At 55.4% G+C, this 18533-nt stretch carries 13 protein-coding genes and 5 pseudogenes; 16 read left to right on the plus strand and 2 right to left on the minus strand.

Annotation, left to right across the window (positions count from 1 at the left end; translation table 11 throughout):
• Positions 1-73 precede the first annotated feature (73 nt).
• From acpP to ptsG, 8 genes and pseudogenes are all read left to right on the plus strand, one after another.
• Complete coding sequence (gene acpP / locus JNO11_RS06985) at positions 74-310, plus strand: acyl carrier protein (RefSeq protein ID WP_003849865.1); 237 nt, start codon at positions 74-76, stop codon at positions 308-310.
• An 85-nt stretch (positions 311-395) separates the two neighbouring features.
• Positions 396-1637 carry a beta-ketoacyl-ACP synthase II gene (fabF, locus tag JNO11_RS06990; protein WP_010246329.1) on the plus strand — a complete coding sequence of 414 codons (1242 nt, stop codon included), beginning with the start codon at positions 396-398 and terminating at the stop codon, positions 1635-1637.
• A gap of 93 nt (positions 1638-1730) precedes the next feature.
• A pseudogene (gene pabC / locus JNO11_RS06995) lies at positions 1731-2547 on the plus strand (aminodeoxychorismate lyase).
• Positions 2544-3563, plus strand: a complete 1020-nt coding sequence (gene yceG, locus JNO11_RS07000) for a cell division protein YceG (RefSeq protein WP_010246324.1) — start codon at positions 2544-2546, stop codon at positions 3561-3563. The pseudogene pabC and the gene yceG overlap by 4 nt, the downstream one beginning before the upstream one ends.
• Positions 3553-4185 (plus strand): dTMP kinase, encoded by a 633-nt coding sequence (tmk, locus tag JNO11_RS07005; RefSeq protein WP_325177101.1) that lies wholly within the window; start codon positions 3553-3555, stop codon positions 4183-4185. The genes yceG and tmk overlap by 11 nt, the downstream gene beginning before the upstream one ends.
• Positions 4185-5175: pseudogene (gene holB, locus JNO11_RS07010) on the plus strand (DNA polymerase III subunit delta'). The gene tmk and the pseudogene holB overlap by 1 nt, the downstream one beginning before the upstream one ends.
• A gap of 18 nt (positions 5176-5193) precedes the next feature.
• The gene (locus JNO11_RS07015) at positions 5194-5985 is read left to right on the plus strand and encodes a metal-dependent hydrolase (protein ID WP_325177102.1); all 792 of its coding nucleotides are present in this window, start codon (positions 5194-5196) and stop codon (positions 5983-5985) included.
• A 290-nt stretch (positions 5986-6275) separates the two neighbouring features.
• Complete coding sequence (gene ptsG, locus JNO11_RS07020) at positions 6276-7712, plus strand: PTS glucose transporter subunit IIBC (protein ID WP_010669858.1); 1437 nt, start codon at positions 6276-6278, stop codon at positions 7710-7712.
• 54 nt (positions 7713-7766) lie between these two features.
• Here ptsG and JNO11_RS07025 read toward each other — a convergent pair whose 3' ends face one another.
• Positions 7767-8906: a glycoside hydrolase family 88 protein gene (locus JNO11_RS07025; RefSeq protein ID WP_033786538.1), complete on the minus strand. Its 1140-nt coding sequence runs from the start codon at positions 8904-8906 to the stop codon at positions 7767-7769.
• 3 nt (positions 8907-8909) lie between these two features.
• A pseudogene (locus tag JNO11_RS07030) lies at positions 8910-10509 on the minus strand (MFS transporter).
• Between the two features lie 358 nt (positions 10510-10867).
• Here JNO11_RS07030 and hinT point away from each other — a divergent pair.
• The 8 genes and pseudogenes from hinT to JNO11_RS07070 all read left to right on the plus strand — a co-directional run bounded on the left by hinT (position 10868) and on the right by JNO11_RS07070 (position 18506).
• Positions 10868-11218: a purine nucleoside phosphoramidase gene (gene hinT, locus JNO11_RS07035; RefSeq protein WP_009090851.1), complete on the plus strand. Its 351-nt coding sequence runs from the start codon at positions 10868-10870 to the stop codon at positions 11216-11218.
• Positions 11219-11238: 20 nt separating this feature from the next.
• On the plus strand, positions 11239-11607 hold the full coding sequence (locus tag JNO11_RS07040; RefSeq protein ID WP_325177103.1) for a DUF1425 domain-containing protein: 369 nt from the start codon (positions 11239-11241) through the stop codon (positions 11605-11607).
• Between the two features lie 11 nt (positions 11608-11618).
• Positions 11619-12212, plus strand: a complete 594-nt coding sequence (lpoB, locus tag JNO11_RS07045; protein ID WP_022625861.1) for a penicillin-binding protein activator LpoB — start codon at positions 11619-11621, stop codon at positions 12210-12212.
• Between the two features lie 16 nt (positions 12213-12228).
• A pseudogene (gene thiK, locus JNO11_RS07050) lies at positions 12229-13006 on the plus strand (thiamine kinase).
• 73 nt (positions 13007-13079) lie between these two features.
• Positions 13080-14093, plus strand: a complete 1014-nt coding sequence (gene nagZ, locus JNO11_RS07055; RefSeq protein ID WP_325177104.1) for a beta-N-acetylhexosaminidase — start codon at positions 13080-13082, stop codon at positions 14091-14093.
• A gap of 40 nt (positions 14094-14133) precedes the next feature.
• A complete protein-coding gene (gene ycfP / locus JNO11_RS07060; RefSeq protein ID WP_010246299.1) occupies positions 14134-14676 on the plus strand; it encodes an alpha/beta hydrolase YcfP in 543 nt (180 codons plus the stop codon).
• A 212-nt stretch (positions 14677-14888) separates the two neighbouring features.
• Positions 14889-16195, plus strand: a pseudogene (locus JNO11_RS07065) (NAD(P)/FAD-dependent oxidoreductase).
• 592 nt (positions 16196-16787) lie between these two features.
• Positions 16788-18506 carry a ShlB/FhaC/HecB family hemolysin secretion/activation protein gene (locus JNO11_RS07070; RefSeq protein ID WP_325177105.1) on the plus strand — a complete coding sequence of 573 codons (1719 nt, stop codon included), beginning with the start codon at positions 16788-16790 and terminating at the stop codon, positions 18504-18506.
• Positions 18507-18533 lie beyond the last annotated feature (27 nt).

An 18533-nucleotide genomic window follows, 5' to 3' on the forward strand; every position in this document is an offset into this window, starting at 1 on the left:
TTGCATCTTTTTCACCATTTTATACACTACGAAAACCATCGCGAAAGCGAGTTTTGATAGGAAATTAAATAGTATGAGCGATATCGAACAACGCGTTAAGAAAATCATCAGTGAGCAGCTGGGTGTGAAAGAGGAAGAAGTCACCAACTCTGCATCTTTCGTAGAAGACCTGGGTGCCGATTCTCTTGATACCGTTGAGCTGGTGATGGCTCTGGAAGAAGAGTTTGATACTGAGATTCCAGACGAAGAAGCTGAGAAAATCACTACCGTTCAGGCAGCGATCGACTATATCAATAGCCATAAAGGCTAATGAATATCTTCAGGCGGTCGCTCGACCGCCTGATTTTTTTGTTTGTCCCACATAGTTCCCTATTTCCCCTCCCTGGAGGACGAACGTGTCTAAGCGTCGTGTAGTTGTGACTGGTCTTGGCATGTTGTCTCCTGTCGGCAATACCGTAGAGTCTACCTGGAGTGCTCTCCTTGCCGGTCAGAGCGGCATTACCCTGATCGACCATTTTGATACCAGTGCTTATGCAACACGTTTTGCAGGTCTGGTAAGAGATTTTAATTGTGATGACTACATCTCGCGCAAAGATCAGCGCAAGATGGATGCCTTCATCCAGTACGGCATTGTGGCCGGTATGCAGGCCATGCAGGACAGTGGTCTGGTAGTTACCGACGAAAATGCAAGCCGTATGGGCGCAGCAATTGGCTCCGGCATCGGTGGTTTAGGTCTGATTGAAGAGAATCATACTTCACTGGTCAACGGCGGCCCGCGCAAAATCAGCCCATTTTTTGTGCCTTCAACCATCGTTAACATGGTGGCGGGTCATCTCAGCATCATGTATGGCCTGAAAGGTCCAAGCATCTCTATCGCGACAGCCTGTACCTCTGGTGTGCATAACATCGGTCATGCCGCACGTATCATCGCCTATAACGATGCTGATGTGATGCTGGCGGGTGGCACAGAGAAAGCCAGTACGCCATTAGGCGTCGGTGGCTTTGGTGCAGCACGTGCTCTCTCAACCCGTAATGAAAACCCGCAAGCGGCCAGCCGCCCGTGGGATAAAGATCGTGACGGTTTTGTGCTGGGTGACGGCGCTGGCATTGTGGTACTCGAAGAGTATGAACATGCGAAGAAACGTGGTGCGAAAATCTACGCGGAAATCGTAGGTTTTGGTATGAGCAGCGATGCCTACCACATGACTTCACCACCAGAAGATGGATCAGGCGCCGCCGCGGCAATGATCAACGCATTGCGCGATGCTCAGCTTACGCCAGAGCAGATCGGCTATGTCAACGCGCACGGCACCTCCACGCCAGCGGGTGATAAAGCGGAAGCGCGGGCGGTGAAATCGGTCTTTGGGGCAGCAGCCAGCAGCGTGATGGTGAGCTCGACCAAATCAATGACCGGGCACTTACTGGGTGCGGCAGGCGCGGTTGAATCGATCTACTCGATTCTGGCGCTGCGCGACCAGGCCATTCCACCGACCATTAACCTCGACAATCCGGATGAGGGCTGCGATCTCGACTTCGTGCCCCACACCGCGCGTCAGGTTCCCGGTCTGGAGTACACCCTGTGTAACTCCTTCGGTTTCGGCGGAACCAACGGTTCGTTGATCTTCCGTAAAGTGTAATCGTTGTTGATTGCTAAAAAAGGCCCGCGATGCGGGCCTTTTTTTTATCCTGCAGAATGCGCTGAAATCACGAGTCACGCTCAGGAGAGAACCATGTGGATTAACGGGTTAAAACAATCGATGCTGGCCGCCAGTGACCGCGGCCTGCAGTTTGGGGATGGCTGTTTTACTACCGCCGCGGTGCGTCAGGGTAAAATCGTGCTGCTGGAGAGCCACATTCAGCGCCTCAAAGAGGGCTGTGAGCGATTATGGATTGATGACGTCGACTGGCTTCAGCTTGAGACAGAAATGCGACAGGCCGCGCAGCAACAAACCCAGGCGGTGCTGAAAGTGATTATCAGTGCCGGCAGCGGCGGGCGGGGCTACAGCCGGCGCGGCTGTGGTGAACCTACGCGGATCGTCTCGCTGGCGCCCTGGCCGCAACACTACGCCGATTTACAGCAGCGTGGCGCGTCACTCCGACTTAGCCCGATCCGTCTGGCACGAAACCCACAGTTTGCCGGTATCAAGCACCTTAATCGTCTGGAGCAGGTGATGATCAGAGCTCATCTTGACCAGACAGACGCCGACGAGGCGCTGGTGCTTGACACTGAAGGTTGGGTGGTGGAATGCTGTGCGGCCAATTTATTCTGGCGTCAGGGCTCGCAAATTTTCACGCCTGATCTGTCAGCGTCGGGCGTGGATGGCATTATGCGGCGGAGTCTGATGGCGCAACTTGCTGCTGCAGGTCAGGCTTGCCAGGTAATAAAAAAGCGAACCGGCGCAGTTGCTGGCCGCCGATGAAGTGGTGATATGTAACGCGCTGATGCCGGTCCTGCCGGTCCGACAGATAGAAGCGGTAGAGTTTACTGAGCGCTCGCTGTTTAATCAGTTGCGCGCAAGCTGTGAAAAGATAATGGATGCATCATGATTCGAAGCAAAAAAATCGTCGTCAGCCTGCTGGCGATCGTTGGTCTCGCGGCTGTGCTGAGTTACTGGCAGGTTAAGCGGTTTGCGGCTACTCCGTTAACCCTGCAGCAGGAAACGATCTACACGCTGCCTGCCGGCACGGGCCGGGTCGCACTTGAAGCGCAGCTGGAAGAGCAGAAGATTATTCCGCACAGTATCTGGTTTGGCGCGCTGCTGCGTCTGGAACCTGAACTGGCGACCTTCAAGGCGGGTACCTATCGCCTTGAGCCGACCATGACGGTGCGTTCGCTGTTACAGCTGCTGGCCAGCGGTAAAGAGGCGCAGTTCCCGGTGCGGTTCGTGGAAGGCCAGCGGCTGAAAGAGTGGCTGAGTGAGCTGCGCAAAGCGCCTTATATCCGGCATACCCTGAAAGATGATCAGTTCGCCACCCTTGCCAGCGCACTAAAAGTGGAGCCTGAGCAGCTGGAGGGCAACTTCTTCCCGGATACCTGGCTCTACACGGCTAATACCACCGATATGGCGCTGCTGCAGCGCGCTCATGAGCGGATGAAAAAAACCATTGCTGAGGTGTGGCAGGGACGGGCGGATAATCTGCCCTATAAAACCCCACAGGATCTGGTGACCATGGCCTCAATCATTGAGAAAGAGACCGGCGTCAGCGAAGAGCGCGCGCGCGTAGCCTCGGTGTTTATCAATCGCCTGCGCACCGGTATGCGGTTACAGACCGATCCCACCGTCATCTATGGCATGGGCGACAGCTATAACGGGACGCTGACCCGCAAAGATCTTGAGACGGCCAGCGCTTACAATACCTATATCATTAACGGTCTGCCGCCGGGTCCGATCGCCATGCCGGGTAAAGCCTCTCTGCAGGCAGCGGCTCATCCCGAGAAAACCAACTATCTCTACTTTGTTGCGGACGGCAAGGGCGGCCATACCTTTACGACTAATCTTGCCAGCCATAACAAGGCGGTGCAGGTTTACCGGCAGACGCTAAAGGAAAAAAATGAACAGTAAGTTTATCGTCATTGAAGGCCTGGAAGGTGCCGGCAAAACCACCGCGCGTGACGCCATCGTCGCCACGCTGCGTGCACGTGGCATTCACGATCTGGTCTTTACCCGTGAGCCAGGCGGTACGCCGCTGGCAGAACAGCTGCGGGTGCTGGTTAAGCAGGGTATTGAGGGCGAGCAGGTTACAGATAAAGCGGAACTGCTGATGCTCTATGCGGCGCGGGTTCAGCTGGTGGAAACCGTCATTAAACCGGCGCTGGCGCGCGGTGCCTGGGTGATCGGCGACCGCCATGATCTCTCCTCTCAGGCTTATCAGGGGGGCGGACGTGGACTTGACGCCGGTCTGATGCAGACGCTGCGTGATACCGTCTTAGGCGATTTCCGTCCCGATCTCACGCTCTATCTTGATGTGACACCCGACATCGGTCTGCAGCGCGCCCGTGCGCGCGGTGAGCTGGATCGCATTGAGCAGGAGTCATTGCGCTTCTTTGAACGCACCCGAGCGCGCTATCTGGCGCTGGCAGCGGAGGACCCCACCATCATCACCATCGATGCGACACAATCACTGGGTGATGTGACAGCGTCACTTAAGTCGGTGCTGGATGGCTGGCTGGCGGAGCAGGCGTGATGAACTGGTATCCGTGGCTGAATCAGCCTTATCGCCAGGTGATTGGCCAGCATCAGGAGAATCGCGCTCACCATGCGTTGTTGATCCAGGCGATGGCAGGTATGGGCGATGAGGCGCTGGTCTGGGGGGATGAGCCGCTGGCTGATGTGCCAGCAGCGGGATGGCCTGAAAAGTTGCGGGCAGTGTCACGGTTGCCAGCTGATGCAGGCCAATACCCATCCTGACTGGTATCGGCTTGAAGCGGAGAAGGGCAAAAGTACCCTGGGCATCGACGCGGTGCGGCAGGTTACTGAAAAAATGTACCACTTTGGTCAGCAGGGCGGCGCGAAAGTGGTCTGGCTGCCGGATGCCGCGCAGCTTTCGGAAGCGGCGGCCAACGCCTTGCTGAAAACGCTGGAAGAGCCGCCAGCCAACAGCTGGTTCTTCCTCAGCAGCCGCGATCCCTCGCGACTGCTGGCCACGCTGCGCAGCCGCTGCATGGCGCTGCATCTGACGCCGCCGGACGAAGGACAAAGCCTGCTCTGGCTGAAGAAGCACGCTTCGCACGACGAACAGATGCTGCTGGCGGCTCTGCGTCTGAGCGCAGGTGCACCCGGTGCGGCGCTGAGCCTGCTGGAAAACGGACCGTGGCAGGCCCGGCAGAAGCTCTGCGATGCGCTGTCCGCTGCGTTGCAGCAGGACATCCTGCAACTGCTGCCTGCGCTGAACGCCGACGACGCGGCAGCGCGTATCGGCTGGCTGCTCTCTTTGCTGCTGGATGCAATGAAGTGGCAGCAACATGCAGGTCAGTGGCTGAGTAATATCGATCGTCAGGATGTGGTGCAGTTGCTGGCCGGATACTTTTCTGCCAGCGCGCTCAACAGCAGCCTCCAGGATTGGATGCGCTGTCGCGAGCAGCTACTGCATGTGGCATCGGTGAATCGCGAATTATTGCTGACCGATCAGCTTCTGAGCTGGGCGGACAAACAGAAGCCCGCACTTGTCGGCTAAACCTATCTGAGAGTAATTATGTTTATTGTGGATTCCCATTGCCATCTTGATGGCCTGGACTATGAAAAGAACCATCGTGACCTGGATGATGTGATCGCCAAAGCGGCGGCGCGTGATGTGAAATTTATGCTGGCAATCGCCACCACGCTGCCTGGTTTTCATACCCTTAAAAGTCTGGTCGGCGAACGGAAAAATATAGCGCTCTCCTGCGGTGTGCATCCGCTGAATCAGGAAGAGGCCTATGATGTTGAGGAGTTTCGTCGGCTCTCTGCCGATCCTCAGGTGGTGGCTCTGGGGGAAACCGGGCTGGATTATCACTATCAGCCAGAAACAAAAGATCAGCAGCAGCGCTCGTTCCGGGAACATATCCATACCGGTATTGCGCTGAACAAACCGATCATTGTTCACACCCGTGATTCCCGCGAAGATACGCTGGCGATTCTGCGTGAAGAGCAGGTTGAACGTTGCGGCGGCGTGCTGCACTGCTTCACTGAGGATCAGCCCACCGCAGCAAAACTGCTGGATATGGGCTTCTACATCTCTTTTTCCGGCATCGTCACATTCCGCAATGCCGAGCAGTTACGTGAAGCCGCACGCTATGTGCCGCTGGATCGGATGCTGGTGGAAACGGATTCGCCTTATCTGGCCCCGGTGCCTTTCCGTGGTAAAGAGAATCAGCCCGCTTATACGCGCGATGTTGCCGAATATCTGGCTGTCCTGAAGGGGGTGGATTTAGAAACGCTGGCAGCCACCACCACCCAAAACTTCTCCACGCTGTTTCATATCCCGATGAGCCAGCTGGGCGCCTGATCAGCTATTATTTCAGCCTCTGTAATTAATCTGTAACCTGCGTATATGACCCTGTTTTTTCAGACAGGGTCAGCTTTTTTATCGCCGATTAGTGGTGCGGATCAGTAAGAAATTTCGTAAAGTGCGCCCTTGTGATTGTCGAAACGTGATACCCGTCAAAGTAACAAATCGGGAATTATTTTACCCTTCGTAATAAATCAAAAGGCGGTCACCGCCGGCCCGGCAAAGAATCCTCCCTCTTTGCCACGCGCACTGCGCAAATATGCACTCTTACTCAGGAGCTTCACGCTATGTTCAAAAATGCTTTTGCCAACCTTCAAAAGGTCGGTAAATCGCTGATGCTGCCGGTATCGGTTCTGCCGATTGCCGGTATTTTGTTAGGGGTCGGTTCAGCCAATTTCAGCTGGTTACCTGCAGTGGTTTCGCATGTGATGGCAGAAGCGGGTGGATCGGTGTTCGCCAACATGCCGCTGATTTTCGCTATCGGTGTGGCGCTGGGCTTTACCAATAATGACGGCGTTTCGGCGCTGGCAGCGGTTGTTGCTTATGGCATCATGGTGAAAACCATGGCGGTGGTTGCCCCGCTGGTGCTGCATCTGCCTGCGGCGGAGATCGAGGCTAAACACCTCGCCGACACCGGGGTGCTGGGCGGTATTATCGCCGGTTCCATCGCCGCTTACATGTTTAATCGCTTCTACCGCATCAAGCTGCCAGAATATCTGGGCTTCTTTGCCGGTAAGCGTTTTGTGCCGATTATTTCCGGTCTGGCAGCTATCATTCTCGGCGTACTGCTCTCCTTTATCTGGCCACCGATAGGTTCCGCGATTCAGGAGTTCTCACAGTGGGCTGCCTATCAAAACCCGGTTGTCGCCTTTGGTATTTATGGCGTAATTGAACGCGCGTTGGTGCCATTTGGTCTGCATCACATCTGGAACGTTCCTTTCCAGATGCAGATCGGTGAATACACCAATGCGGCAGGTCAGGTGTTCCACGGTGATATCCCGCGCTATATGGCGGGTGACCCGACCGCAGGTAAACTCTCTGGCGGCTTCCTGTTCAAAATGTACGGTCTGCCAGCGGCAGCGATTGCTATCTGGCATTCAGCGAAGCCTGAAAATCGCGCCAAAGTGGGCGGTATCATGATCTCCGCCGCGCTGACCGCATTCCTGACCGGTATCACCGAACCGATTGAATTCTCATTCATGTTCGTGGCACCAATCCTGTATGTGATCCATGCGCTGCTGGCGGGTCTGGCATTCCCAATCTGTATCCTGCTTGGGATGCGTGATGGCACCAGCTTCTCTCACGGTCTGATCGACTTTATCGTCCTGAGCGGCAACAGCAGTAAAATCTGGCTGTTCCCGATTGTTGGTATCATCTATGGTCTGGTTTACTACACCATATTCCGTGTACTGATCGCGAAGCTGGATCTGAAAACACCTGGCCGTGAAGAGAGCAGCAGCAGCGAGCAATCTACCGCAACCGGTACCGAGATGGCGGGCAAACTGGTGGCGGCGTTTGGTGGTAAAGAGAACATCACCAACCTGGATGCCTGTATCACCCGTTTACGTGTCAGCGTCGCCGATGTGGCGAAAGTGGATCAGACTGAACTGAAAAACCTCGGCGCCCGTGGCGTGGTGGTTGCCGGTTCCGGTGTGCAGGCGATTTTCGGGACTAAATCCGATAACCTGAAAACCGATATGGATGATTACATCCGCAGCATGTAATGATTTACAGCGATGAAAAAGCCCCGCTAAGCGGGGCTTTTTTTTGGCCGGGATTCAGAGGTAAACGCGCAGATACTCTGTCAGGCAGAGCAGGGCCATCGCCTGGCCGTAGGGCATAGAGGTCAGAGGAACTGTGCGGTAGTAATCCAGATCCTTGCCCATTGCGGTACCAAAGGAAACCTGTTTTAACTCGCCATTGTCATCAATATTGGCAATCACGCCGCGCAACGCTTTTTCTGCCACCTCGCGATACTCCGCGGGCAGATAACGCTTGCGAACCCCTTTCAGAATGCCATAAGCAAACCCGGCGGTGGCGGAGGCTTCCGGGTAGCTGTGCGGATCATCAAGCAGGGTGTGCCACAATCCGCTGCTGTGCTGACACTCCCTGAGCGCTTTAACCTGGGTCTCCAGCACCTGCTGCAGAAAACGGCGGGTAGCGTGATGCTCAGGCCAGTTCATCATCTCCAGGAAGTCGGGAATGACAATCGTCACCCAGCTGTTACCGCGCGCCCAGCGTGCATCAGCAAAGTTATGGCGGCCGTCAAAGTTCCAGCCGTGGAACCATAAGCCGGTTTTGCGATCCATCAGATACTGGGTGTGCAGCAGGAACTGATAACTCGCTTCTTCAATCCACTCATCGCGCTTCAGCAACTGGCCAATTTTAGCCAGCGCCATCACGCTCATCATCAGCGTATCGTCCCAGAGCTGCTGTGGGTTTTCGTTGTTATAGACAATGTGCTGCAGGCCGCCCTGTTCGGTACGCGGCATCTCATACATAACCCATTCTGCCCAGCGCTCCAGCACCGGCACCCAGGCCGGGTTACCGGTCTCTTCGTAACGGTAGGCCAGCGTCAGAAAAGGACAAACGGTATTCACATTTTTGGTCGGCGTGCCTTCCGCCAGACGCTGCGTAAACCACTCATCAATGATCGCCAGCGTCTGCTGGTCACCGGTCTGCTGATAGTAGTGCAGCATGCCATACAGACCGATGCCGTGTGTCCATTCCCAACCCGCCCAGCCTTTGGTATCAATCACCCGGCCATCGTCCAGCCGTAATAAAAATTCGCCTGTCTCATCGGTGATGTTAACCAGATTCTGTGTCAGCTTTTGAATCAGCTGTACCAGTTCGCTGCGTGGCAACAGATGTTCGGGCTGGCACAATAATTTGCTGTGTTTAACGGGAAATACAGTCATGGTTTATTCCTGTCGTTTTAAGGTCGGGTTTAAAGAAGGGTTTAAAGTGGGATGTGCGGACAATTTTTCCGGCGCTGACTTATTACGATTAAGGAAGCCAATGTTGTTGTTGCCCCAGAGGTTTTCGTAAGGCATGCCAGCCAGCGTTTCTACAATTCCGCGTGCTTCCGGCGTGATGCTTTCCGGCACGATGCGGCCCGCGTCGCGCATCTTCAGCGTCTCCTGGCGCAGCACAGTGTGGGTCTGCAGATTAAGCTTAAAGCGCAGTGACACGATAAAGCCGCAGGCCAGTACGGCCACAGTGCCAATGCTGAGAATCGCCAGAATAGTGTGGCTGACGCCGGGTACCTGGGTCGCCTGGCCAGAAACAAAGCCGGAGAGCTGCAGCACGATACCGACCAGCATAACTGCGCCAGCCTGCGACGCTTTACGCGTCAGGGTCATGATGCCGGCAAAAATCCCTTCACGGCGCTGTCCGGTGATCACCTCATCCACATCGGCGATATAGGTATAGGTGTTCCACGGCACATAGTTGATGCCGCCACGTCCCAGGCCTGCCAGGGCAGAGATCACCAACAGCAGTGACATGTTGTCGTTCATTCCGGCATACCACAATCCAGCGTAGGAGAGCGCCGCAAGGCCAAACAGCACAGCCACCAGACGGTAGGCGGGCGCGGGTCCCATGCGGATGCAGAGCGGAATCATCGCCATCACGGCAATAAACTGCAGCACCGCCATGGTGCCCATCAGGCTGGAGGCGACCTGAGCGCTCTGCATCAGCACAAATACCACATACCAGGTAAAGACGGCGTTAAACACATCCTGGGCGATATAGCCGCCGAGGTACATGCCAAGGTGCTGGCGGAAGATGCGGATGCGTAAGGTTGAAGCCAGCTCGACATAGAGCCGCTTGAGATTCTGCATCAGCGTCAGCTGCTGCTTTTCCTGTTCTGCACGGCGTGACTCGGCGGAAAAGTCGTCGGGGTGACGCTCCCAGGTAAAGCACCACACCAGCGTCAGCACCAGCGCGCAGATTACCGAGAACACCAGGCTGGCGTAGAAGAAGGAGAGAGGATTATCTTTGCCCAGCATACCCAGCAAAATACCGGGTAAAAAAGGCAGCCAGAATGGCCGACAGCTGAGCCAGGCCGATGCGGGCACCGGAGAAGCGGGTTTTCTGTTTGAAATCGTCGGTCATTTCCGGCACCAGCGTTTCATACGGCACCAGGATCATGGTGTAGACGATATCAAACAGCAGATACGTGCAGAGATACCACCAGAAACTCATGTCGCTGAGCCACATCAGGCTATAACTGAATACAGAGGGTATGCCGAGCAGGATAAAAAATTTGCGGCGGCCAAAGCGTTTGCCCAGCCAGGTCGAACCGAAGTTATCGGTCAGAAAGCCCATCAGCGGACTGACTATCGCATCCAGCACGCGGGCAGCGGCAAAGATCAGCGTGGCCTGAATCGGGGTTAACCCACAAAAGGTGGTGTAAAAATAGAGCAACCAGGCGGCGGTCAGCGCCGTGGTGCCTGCTCCAAGAAAATCTCCGGAACCGTAGGCCAGATAGTGGCCAAGACCAATTTTACGTGAGCGCATGTCTGATGCTCCTTGATGTTTATGGCGGTTTATCCCTGGTGACGCCGGTCATCTCACCCGGACTGGTTAGCAAAGTAGAACTGACGGGTCGGCTAAACCTTCGCAATTTGGCAAGTGCTGGCGCTGAAGTGGCAGTCATACAAAGAAAAGGGTGGCGAAATTCTAATTTATAAAACAGCGTTTCATTTTCTGGTGTGGCAGGGGCGTTGTTAGCATTCTGAACAGCGTGCGGGTTACGGAGAGAGGATGCTGCTGCAAAGGCAGGCGAACAATGCAAGAAAAGTGGTCCTGAGGTTGAAAGAAAACAAATTTCTCCCGCATACTGATTGATTAAGACTCAGGCTAAAGGAATTGCACCATGGCAGAAGAAACCATTTTTAGTAAAATTATCCGCCGCGAAATCCCCGCTGATGTGGTTTATCAGGATGAGCTGGTCACTGCCTTCCGCGACATTTCGCCCAAAGCGCCGACCCATATTTTAATCGTGCCGAATGTGCTGATCCCAACGGTCAACGAGGCGGAAGCGGCGCATGAGCATGCGCTGGGACGTATGTTTACTACCGCGGCGAAAATCGCCCGTCAGGAAGGTATCGATCAAAATGGTTATCGTCTGATTGTGAACTGCAATCAACATGGTGGTCAGGAGGTTTATCACATTCATATGCATCTGCTGGGCGGTGAACCGCTGGGACCGATGCTCTCTAACTGACCTGATAACGGAAGCGTGCTATGCGATCCTGGCTGACTGGCCTGCCGATCCTGCTCTGCCTGACGGCCTGCAGCAGTGAAAAACCGATGATTAATACGTCACAGTCGCTGGTGATGGAGTCCTCTGTGTTGTCGGCAGGGATCATTACCGATGAACCGACGCTGGATGAGAACGATGGACTGAAGCGTGCCACCAGCGTGCTCTATAATCAGCGCGAAAAACCGGTTGTTGTGCACTATCGTTACTACTGGTATGACGACAAAGGGCTGGAAATCACCCCGCAGGAACCGGCGCAGACCGTTACCGTTCCGGCGCAGGGCAGCATTATCGCCACTTCGCAACTGGGTAACCTGACGGCCAGCAAGGTTCGTCTTTATCTCTATCTTTAAGGATTTTCTACGTGATACGCAGTGTTAATCGTACCGGAGCGCTACTGATGGCGCTCATTCTGACCGGCTGTGTCGTGAAACAGCAGCAGCCTGCACCGGTTGAACCGACCCAGCCTGTGGAGCCGGTGCAGCCCGTTCCACAACCTGAACCGGTGCCGCAACCGCAGCCTGTGCCGCAGCCACCGAAACTGGTCACTATCAACTGGGATGCCAGCGTTCAGCCGCTGGTGGCGCAGATGTTGCAGGCCGCCAGCGCCGAGCCGGGCAGCGTGTTGCTGGTGGATCGGGTTAAAAACAGCACCAACGGTGCGCTGCAAAGCGAGAAAGCGACGGCAGCTATCCAGAATGCGCTGAATAACAACGGCAAATTCACCCTGGTTTCTGCTGACCAACTGGCGCAGGCCAAGCAGACGCTGGGATTATCGCCGGATGACAGCCTGAACTCGCGCAGTAAAGCGATTGGCCTGGCGCGTAACGTTAACGCTCAGTATGTGCTCTACAGTAACGCGCGAGGCGATGTCAAAGCGCCGACGCTGCAAATGCAACTGATGCTGGTCCAGACAGGCGAGATCATCTGGTCCGGCAACGGCATTGCACAGAATTAATCCCGCTTTCCAGCGGATGATTCAGCAGGTCACCGGCGAACCAGAAAAGACATCCTTTATCCCGCTTGCCGGTCTGACCGGGCACAGCCAGAAGATTGTCAGCCCGCGCGGAACTTTTATCGCGCGGGCGGCACCGCAACCGGTTATTCCGTTTGTGGATCGGCAGCGCGAATTCCGTCTGTTACGCAAACTGCAAGCCAGCGGAGTGGCACCGCAGCCCGTGGCGGGCCATCATCAGGGGGATTATCCTGACCTGGTGCGCAGGCGAAGCGCTGGATGAACACCGTTTCAGCCAGCAGCGTCCACAGATCGTGGCACTGCTACAGCAGCTGCATCAGCAGCCGCTGACCGGCTATCGTCTGCAGTTGTTGCCGCTGTTATGGCGCTACTGGCAGCTCACTCCACAGCGGCATCACCGCTGGTTGCGGGCGCTCAGGCGTCTGACGCAGCAGGGTGAACCCCGGCCGCTGAGGCTGGCTCCGCTGCACATGGATCTGCATGCCGGAAATGTCATACAAGGTCCCGAAGGTCTGCGTCTGATCGACTGGGAGTATGCCGCCGATGGCGACGTGGCGCTGGAGCTGGCGGCTGTCTGTGCCAGCGATCCGCAGCACCAGGCCGACTGGCTGGCAGAGTATGCCGCGGCGATGCAGCTGCCGCTTACCGCGCTGGTGCAGCAGGTCAGACGCTGGCAGCCCTGGCTGCAGTTGCTGATGGCCAGCTGGTATCAGCTCCGTGCCGGTCAGCGTGACGACGACACATTACAACAGCTGGCTCGACAGAGCTGGGAATAGATTTAATCGCGTCACGCAGGTGCGTTTCGCTACAGGATTCATGATATGAGATCAGATTTACCCGGCCCCCCTGATGCTTGACGTCGAGGGTTATGAACTGGATGGCGAAGAGCGCGACATCCTGCAGCATCCGATGGTGGGCGGTTTAATTTTATTTGCCCGAAATTATCATGATCCCGCTCAGCTGGCAGAGCTGGTGCGGCAGATCCGCGCCGCCTCTCACACCCGGCTGGTAGTGGCGGTGGATCAGGAGGGCGGTCGCGTGCAGCGTTTCCGTGACGGCTTCACCCAACTGCCTGCCATGCAATCTTTTGCTGCGTTGCACGACCTGGATACCGCCGGTGAACTGGCGCAACAGGCGGGATGGCAAATGGCGGCCGAGATGATCGCCATGGATATCGATATCAGCTTTGCGCCGGTACTCGATATTGGTCATATCAGCGCCGCGATTGGTGACCGTTCTTTCCATGCCGATCCGGCCATCGCCCTTGACGTCGCCCGCCGCTTTATTGCCGGGATGCACGAGGCGGGCATGAAGACTACGGGTAAACATTTTCCGGGTCACGGTGCGGTGAGTGCGGATTCGCATAAAGAGACCCCACGCGATCCGCGGGACGAAAAGACGCTGCGTGAGCATGACATGGCAATCTTCAGCAAGCTGATTACCGAACAGGCACTGGACGCCATCATGCCCGCACACGTCATCTACTCCGAAGTTGATCCGCTGCCCGCCAGTGGTTCGCCATACTGGCTTAAAACCGTGCTGCGTGAGCAACTGGGCTTTGACGGTATTATTTTCTCCGACGATCTGTCGATGGAGGGCGCAGCGGTGATGGGCAGCTATCCTGAGCGGGCGCAGCAGTCCCTTTCCGCGGGCTGTGACATGATTCTGGTCTGCAATCAGCGTCAGGGCGCCATCAGTGTACTGGATAACCTGATCCCGGTCGGGTCAGAGCGGGTCACACAGCTGTATCATCAGGGCAGGTTTACCCGCGATGAACTGCGGGGAACGCATCGCTGGAAAAACAATGCTCAGCAACTGAGTGCGCTTCAGGAACGCTGGCTGGCTCATAAGGCGTCGTGGTAAGCAGTGACTGCCCGGCGCTATCACTACCTTGAGGATTATCATGATCATCTATCTGCACGGTTTTGATTCCAACAGTCCGGGCAATCACGAAAAAGTGCTGCAGCTGCAATTTATCGATCCTGACGTCAGGTTGATCAGTTACAGCACCCGCCATCCCAAACATGACATGCAGTTTCTGCTAAAAGAGACCGATAAGATGCTGACGCTTTCTGACGACGACCGGCCGCTGATTTGCGGCGTCGGCCTAGGCGGCTTCTGGTCAGAGCGCATTGGATTTCTGTGCGGCATCCGCCAGGTGATTTTTAATCCCAACCTCTCGCCGCAGGCGAACATGGAAGGGAAGATCGACCGGCCGGAGGAGTATCAGGATATCGCAACGAAGTGCGTCAGCGATTTTCGCGAGCGTAATCGTGACCGCTGTCTGGCCATTCTCTCCCGTCACGATGAGGCACTCGACAGCCAGCACATTGCTGACCAGCTGCATCCGTTTTATGAAATTGTCTGGGATGAGACGGAAGGGCACAAATTCAAAAATATATCCCCACATCTTAAGCGGATAAAAGCTTTTAAAACATTAGGTTAAGCAGCAAAGGCACCGCAAGGTGCCTGTTTTTATTACGTAATTATCTGAGTTTTATTTTCCCGCTTTGATGTATATCAATATTCTTATGTTCTCCTCTTCCCGCCATGCTATTCTCCCAGCAGATTGCGATTTTAACTTCGCCAACCCTATGTTTCTTAAGGTTTAATTTAACCTTTGGTTAACTTTTGGTTCACAATTTGAGGGGGTCTTTGTTGACTACGTCTGTTAAGAAAATTGTTATTGTCGGAGGGGGGAGCGGGCGGCCTGGAAATGGCCACGCAGCTGGGCCATAAACTGGGTCGTAAAAAAGAAGGCCGAGATTATCCTGGTTGATCGTAACCACAGTCACTTGTGGAAGCCGCTGCTGCACGAAGTGGCGACCGGCTCAATGGACGAAGGCATTGATGCATTGAGCTATCTGGCTCATGCCCGCAATCACGGTTTTGAGTTCCAGCTGGGTTCGCTCACCGATATCGATCGCACCCGAAAAGTGATCCGCCTGGCCGAAGTGCTGAATGCGCAGGGCGAAGTGCTGGTGCCACAGCGTGAAGTGGCCTACGACCAGTTGGTAATGGCGCTGGGCAGCACCTCGAATGATTTCGGTACGCCAGGCGTCAAAGATCACTGCATCTTCCTGGATAATCCGCATCAGGCGCGTCGTTTCCATAACGAAATGCTCAACCTGTTCCTGAAATTCTCCGCCAGCGAAGGCCGGGTCGAGAAAGTTAACATCGCCATCGTGGGCGGCGGGGCAACAGGCGTTGAGCTGTCAGCTGAATTGCACAACGCGGTGAAACAGCTGCACAGCTACGGTTTCAAAGGCCTGGGACGCGAAGCGCTGAATGTGACACTGGTTGAAGCGGGTGAGCGTATCCTGCCTGCACTGCCACCACGCATCTCTGCTGCGGCACATCAGGAGCTGACCAAGCTGGGCGTTCGCGTGCTGACGCAGACCATGGTCACCAGCGCCGAGCGTAATGGCCTGAATACCAAAGGCGGTGAGTTTATCGAAGCCGATCTGATGGTCTGGGCGGCTGGAATCAAAGCGCCCGACTTCCTGAAAGAGATTGGCGGACTGGAAACCAACCGCATCAATCAGCTGGTGGTCAAAGAGACGCTGCAAACTACGCTGGACGATGACATCTACGCGATTGGCGACTGCGCCTCCTGCGCCTTGCCGGGCGGCGGTTTTGTACCACCGCGCGCCCAGTCAGCGCATCAGATGGCTTCACGCGCCATGGAAAACATCCTGGCGCAGCGTCACGGTAAGCCGCTGAAAGCCTATGTCTATAAAGATCATGGCTCGCTGGTATCGCTCTCCCGCTTCAGTACGGTCGGCAGCCTGATGGGCAACCTGATGCGCGGCTCAATGATGGTGGAAGGGCGCATCGCGCGCTTTGTCTACATCTCGCTTTACCGTATGCACCAGATCGCCCTGCACGGCTACTTCAAAACCGGTCTGATGATGCTGGTCGGCAGTATTAACCGGGTTATTCGTCCCCGGCTGAAGCTGCACTAAGCAACAGCAATAACGCTGGCTAATTAATGTTAAGCCTCCTCGGTTCTGAGGGGGGCTTTTTTTTATGCCCCGGAGAAGCCCCTGAAACAGACGCTGGCGCAGGACAGTGTGGTATCGGTTAAAGCAAAATGCATTCATAATTTTGACTAAAGTAAAATTTTATGAGAATGGCAGAGTAGTATCAGGGTGATGCCTGAAATGCGTACCATTCATAAAAACAGAATAACCGAAAAAATATTTGCTATAGCCAGAAAACTTTTAAGGTAACGAGTTCGGCTACTTCAGCTCCGTCATTAGCCCGGCTACTAATCTGGTCTCTGACGCGCTGAACGAATGGCTAATTCCTTGTTATTCATTGGCTAAAAATATCCGCCTCTGTGCCTTTAGCTAATCCCGGCGATTCGCCAGACTCAGCAATCCCTGAACTACGATTAATTACTGGTACTTTTTTAAATGGCGTGTCTCACTAACTTTTGTAAGTTTAGTGTAAGTTTTTCTATAATTTTTCTTGTGGTTTTTGATTCCAGCGGCATAATGTGCGCAGGAAAGCAGTAATATACATTTTGTTACAACTTAACCACACGGATCGGTTATGCAGCCCCAAAAAAATGGAGTTTTAACAACGCTGGCACCTCTGCTTTGCGCTCTGCTGATTACCACCCTGCCAGTTTGCACTGTGCAGGCGGCACCGGGTGATGAGCAATTACAGCATCAGCAGGAGCAACAAAAAGCGCGTCAGCAGCGGCTGATGCCACAGGTGCCTGATGTGCGTCTCTCAGAAACGGTTCCGGCACCTTCCCACGTGACGTTCCCGCAGGAAACACCCTGTTTTGTTATTCAGCAGGTCACTCTGTCCGGGCAGGAGGCGCTGCCGCACTGGGTGCCTTTGCAGCGTCTGGCCAGTCAGGCCAATGGTCATTGTCTCGGCGTGAAAGGCATCAGCCAGTTAATGAGCACGCTGCAAAACCGGCTGATCAATCATGGCTGGGTTACTACGCGCGTGCTGGCTCCGCAGCAGGATCTGCGTCAGGGCGTGCTGCAACTTCTGATAGTGCCTGGCAAAATCCGCAGTGTGGAACTGTCACCCTCATCATCCCGCTATGTCAGCCTGTGGCCGACATTACCCGCCCATGCAGGCAATCTGCTGGATTTACGGGATATTGAACAGGGGCTGGAAAACCTGCAGCGTCTGCCGACGGTGGAGGCGCATATGGCGCTCCGTCCTGGCCTCAATCCGGGTGAAAGTGACATTGTGATTGAACGCACGCAGCGCCGTTTCTGGCGACTCGGCGCATGGCTGGATGATTCCGGCACCGAAAGTACCGGGCGCTATCAGAGCGGGATGATGCTGGCGCTGGATAACCCGACCTCCCTCAGCGATCTCTTCTACCTGACCGCCAGTCGCGACCTGGGATTTGCTGGCAGAAAAAGCAGCAAAAGCCTGTCGGGACATTACTCGGTGCCTGTGGGCTACTGGCTGTTTGGACTTACCGCCAGCGACTACGACTACCATCAGACAGTCGCCGGTTACAGCCGTGATTTTCTTTACGCCGGAAAGAGCCGCTCGCTGGATGTGCAGGCCAGCCGGGTGATCTACCGCAATGCCGCCGCCAAAACCACCGTCAGCGCCGATGTGCTGGTTAAAGAGTCGCGCAACTTCATCAACGACACCGAAATCAGCAGCCAGCAGCGCCGTACCAGCGCATGGCGACTCGGCCTGTCACACCGGCACTATATCGGTCCGGCGACGCTGGACGCCGGTGTCAGCTATCAGCGTGGTACACGCTGGTTCGGTGCGCTGCCCGCCTGGGAGGAGTCATATCAGGACTCTACCTATGCCACCGCGCTCTCTAAAATCCTGACCTGGCAGGCGGGACTCACCACGCCATTCGCGCTGGGGAATCAGCGTTTAAGTTACAACATCCAATATCGTCGCCAGATGAGCAACACCCCGCTGACACCGCAGGATGAGTTCGCGATTGGCAACCGCTGGACCGTGCGCGGTTTTGATGGTGAGCGCACCCTCAGCGCCAGCCGGGGCTGGACCGTTCAGAACACGCTGGCCTGGCAGACGCCGCTGCCCACTCAGGAGCTTTATCTGGGTGCCGACTATGGCGAGGTGGGCGGCAACAGCGCCTCCCAGGGTGGACCTCTGGGACGACATCTGGCGGGCGGCGTCATCGGATTGCGCGGCGCGATCACGCCCGCCAGCCTGAGCTACGACTTTTTTGCCGGGATTCCTCTGTCGAAACCGGACGGCTTCAAAACCGATCCTGTCACCTATGGTTTCAGCGTGAACTGGAACTACTAAACCTTTTATCGATATTGCTGACAATGG

It is taken from the genome of Pantoea sp. 1B4 (genome assembly GCF_016925765.1).
GTDB classification, from domain to species: domain Bacteria; phylum Pseudomonadota; class Gammaproteobacteria; order Enterobacterales; family Enterobacteriaceae; genus Pantoea; species Pantoea agglomerans.

Excerpts from the sequence above, each read along its gene's own strand:
- hinT (WP_009090851.1), top strand. The coding sequence starts at position 10,868 with ATGGCAGAAGAAACCATTTTTAGTAAAATTATCCGCCGCGAAATCCCC.
- ptsG (WP_010669858.1), top strand. The coding sequence starts at position 6,276 with ATGTTCAAAAATGCTTTTGCCAACCTTCAAAAGGTCGGTAAATCGCTG.
- JNO11_RS07070 (WP_325177105.1), top strand. The coding sequence starts at position 16,788 with ATGCAGCCCCAAAAAAATGGAGTTTTAACAACGCTGGCACCTCTGCTT.
- JNO11_RS07015 (WP_325177102.1), top strand. The coding sequence starts at position 5,194 with ATGTTTATTGTGGATTCCCATTGCCATCTTGATGGCCTGGACTATGAA.
- JNO11_RS07040 (WP_325177103.1), top strand. The coding sequence starts at position 11,239 with ATGCGATCCTGGCTGACTGGCCTGCCGATCCTGCTCTGCCTGACGGCC.
- yceG (WP_010246324.1), top strand. The coding sequence starts at position 2,544 with ATGATTCGAAGCAAAAAAATCGTCGTCAGCCTGCTGGCGATCGTTGGT.
- ycfP (WP_010246299.1), top strand. The coding sequence starts at position 14,134 with ATGATCATCTATCTGCACGGTTTTGATTCCAACAGTCCGGGCAATCAC.
- acpP (WP_003849865.1), top strand. The coding sequence starts at position 74 with ATGAGCGATATCGAACAACGCGTTAAGAAAATCATCAGTGAGCAGCTG.
- tmk (WP_325177101.1), top strand. The coding sequence starts at position 3,553 with ATGAACAGTAAGTTTATCGTCATTGAAGGCCTGGAAGGTGCCGGCAAA.
- JNO11_RS07025 (WP_033786538.1), bottom strand. The coding sequence starts at position 8,906 with ATGACTGTATTTCCCGTTAAACACAGCAAATTATTGTGCCAGCCCGAA.
- nagZ (WP_325177104.1), top strand. The coding sequence starts at position 13,080 with ATGCTTGACGTCGAGGGTTATGAACTGGATGGCGAAGAGCGCGACATC.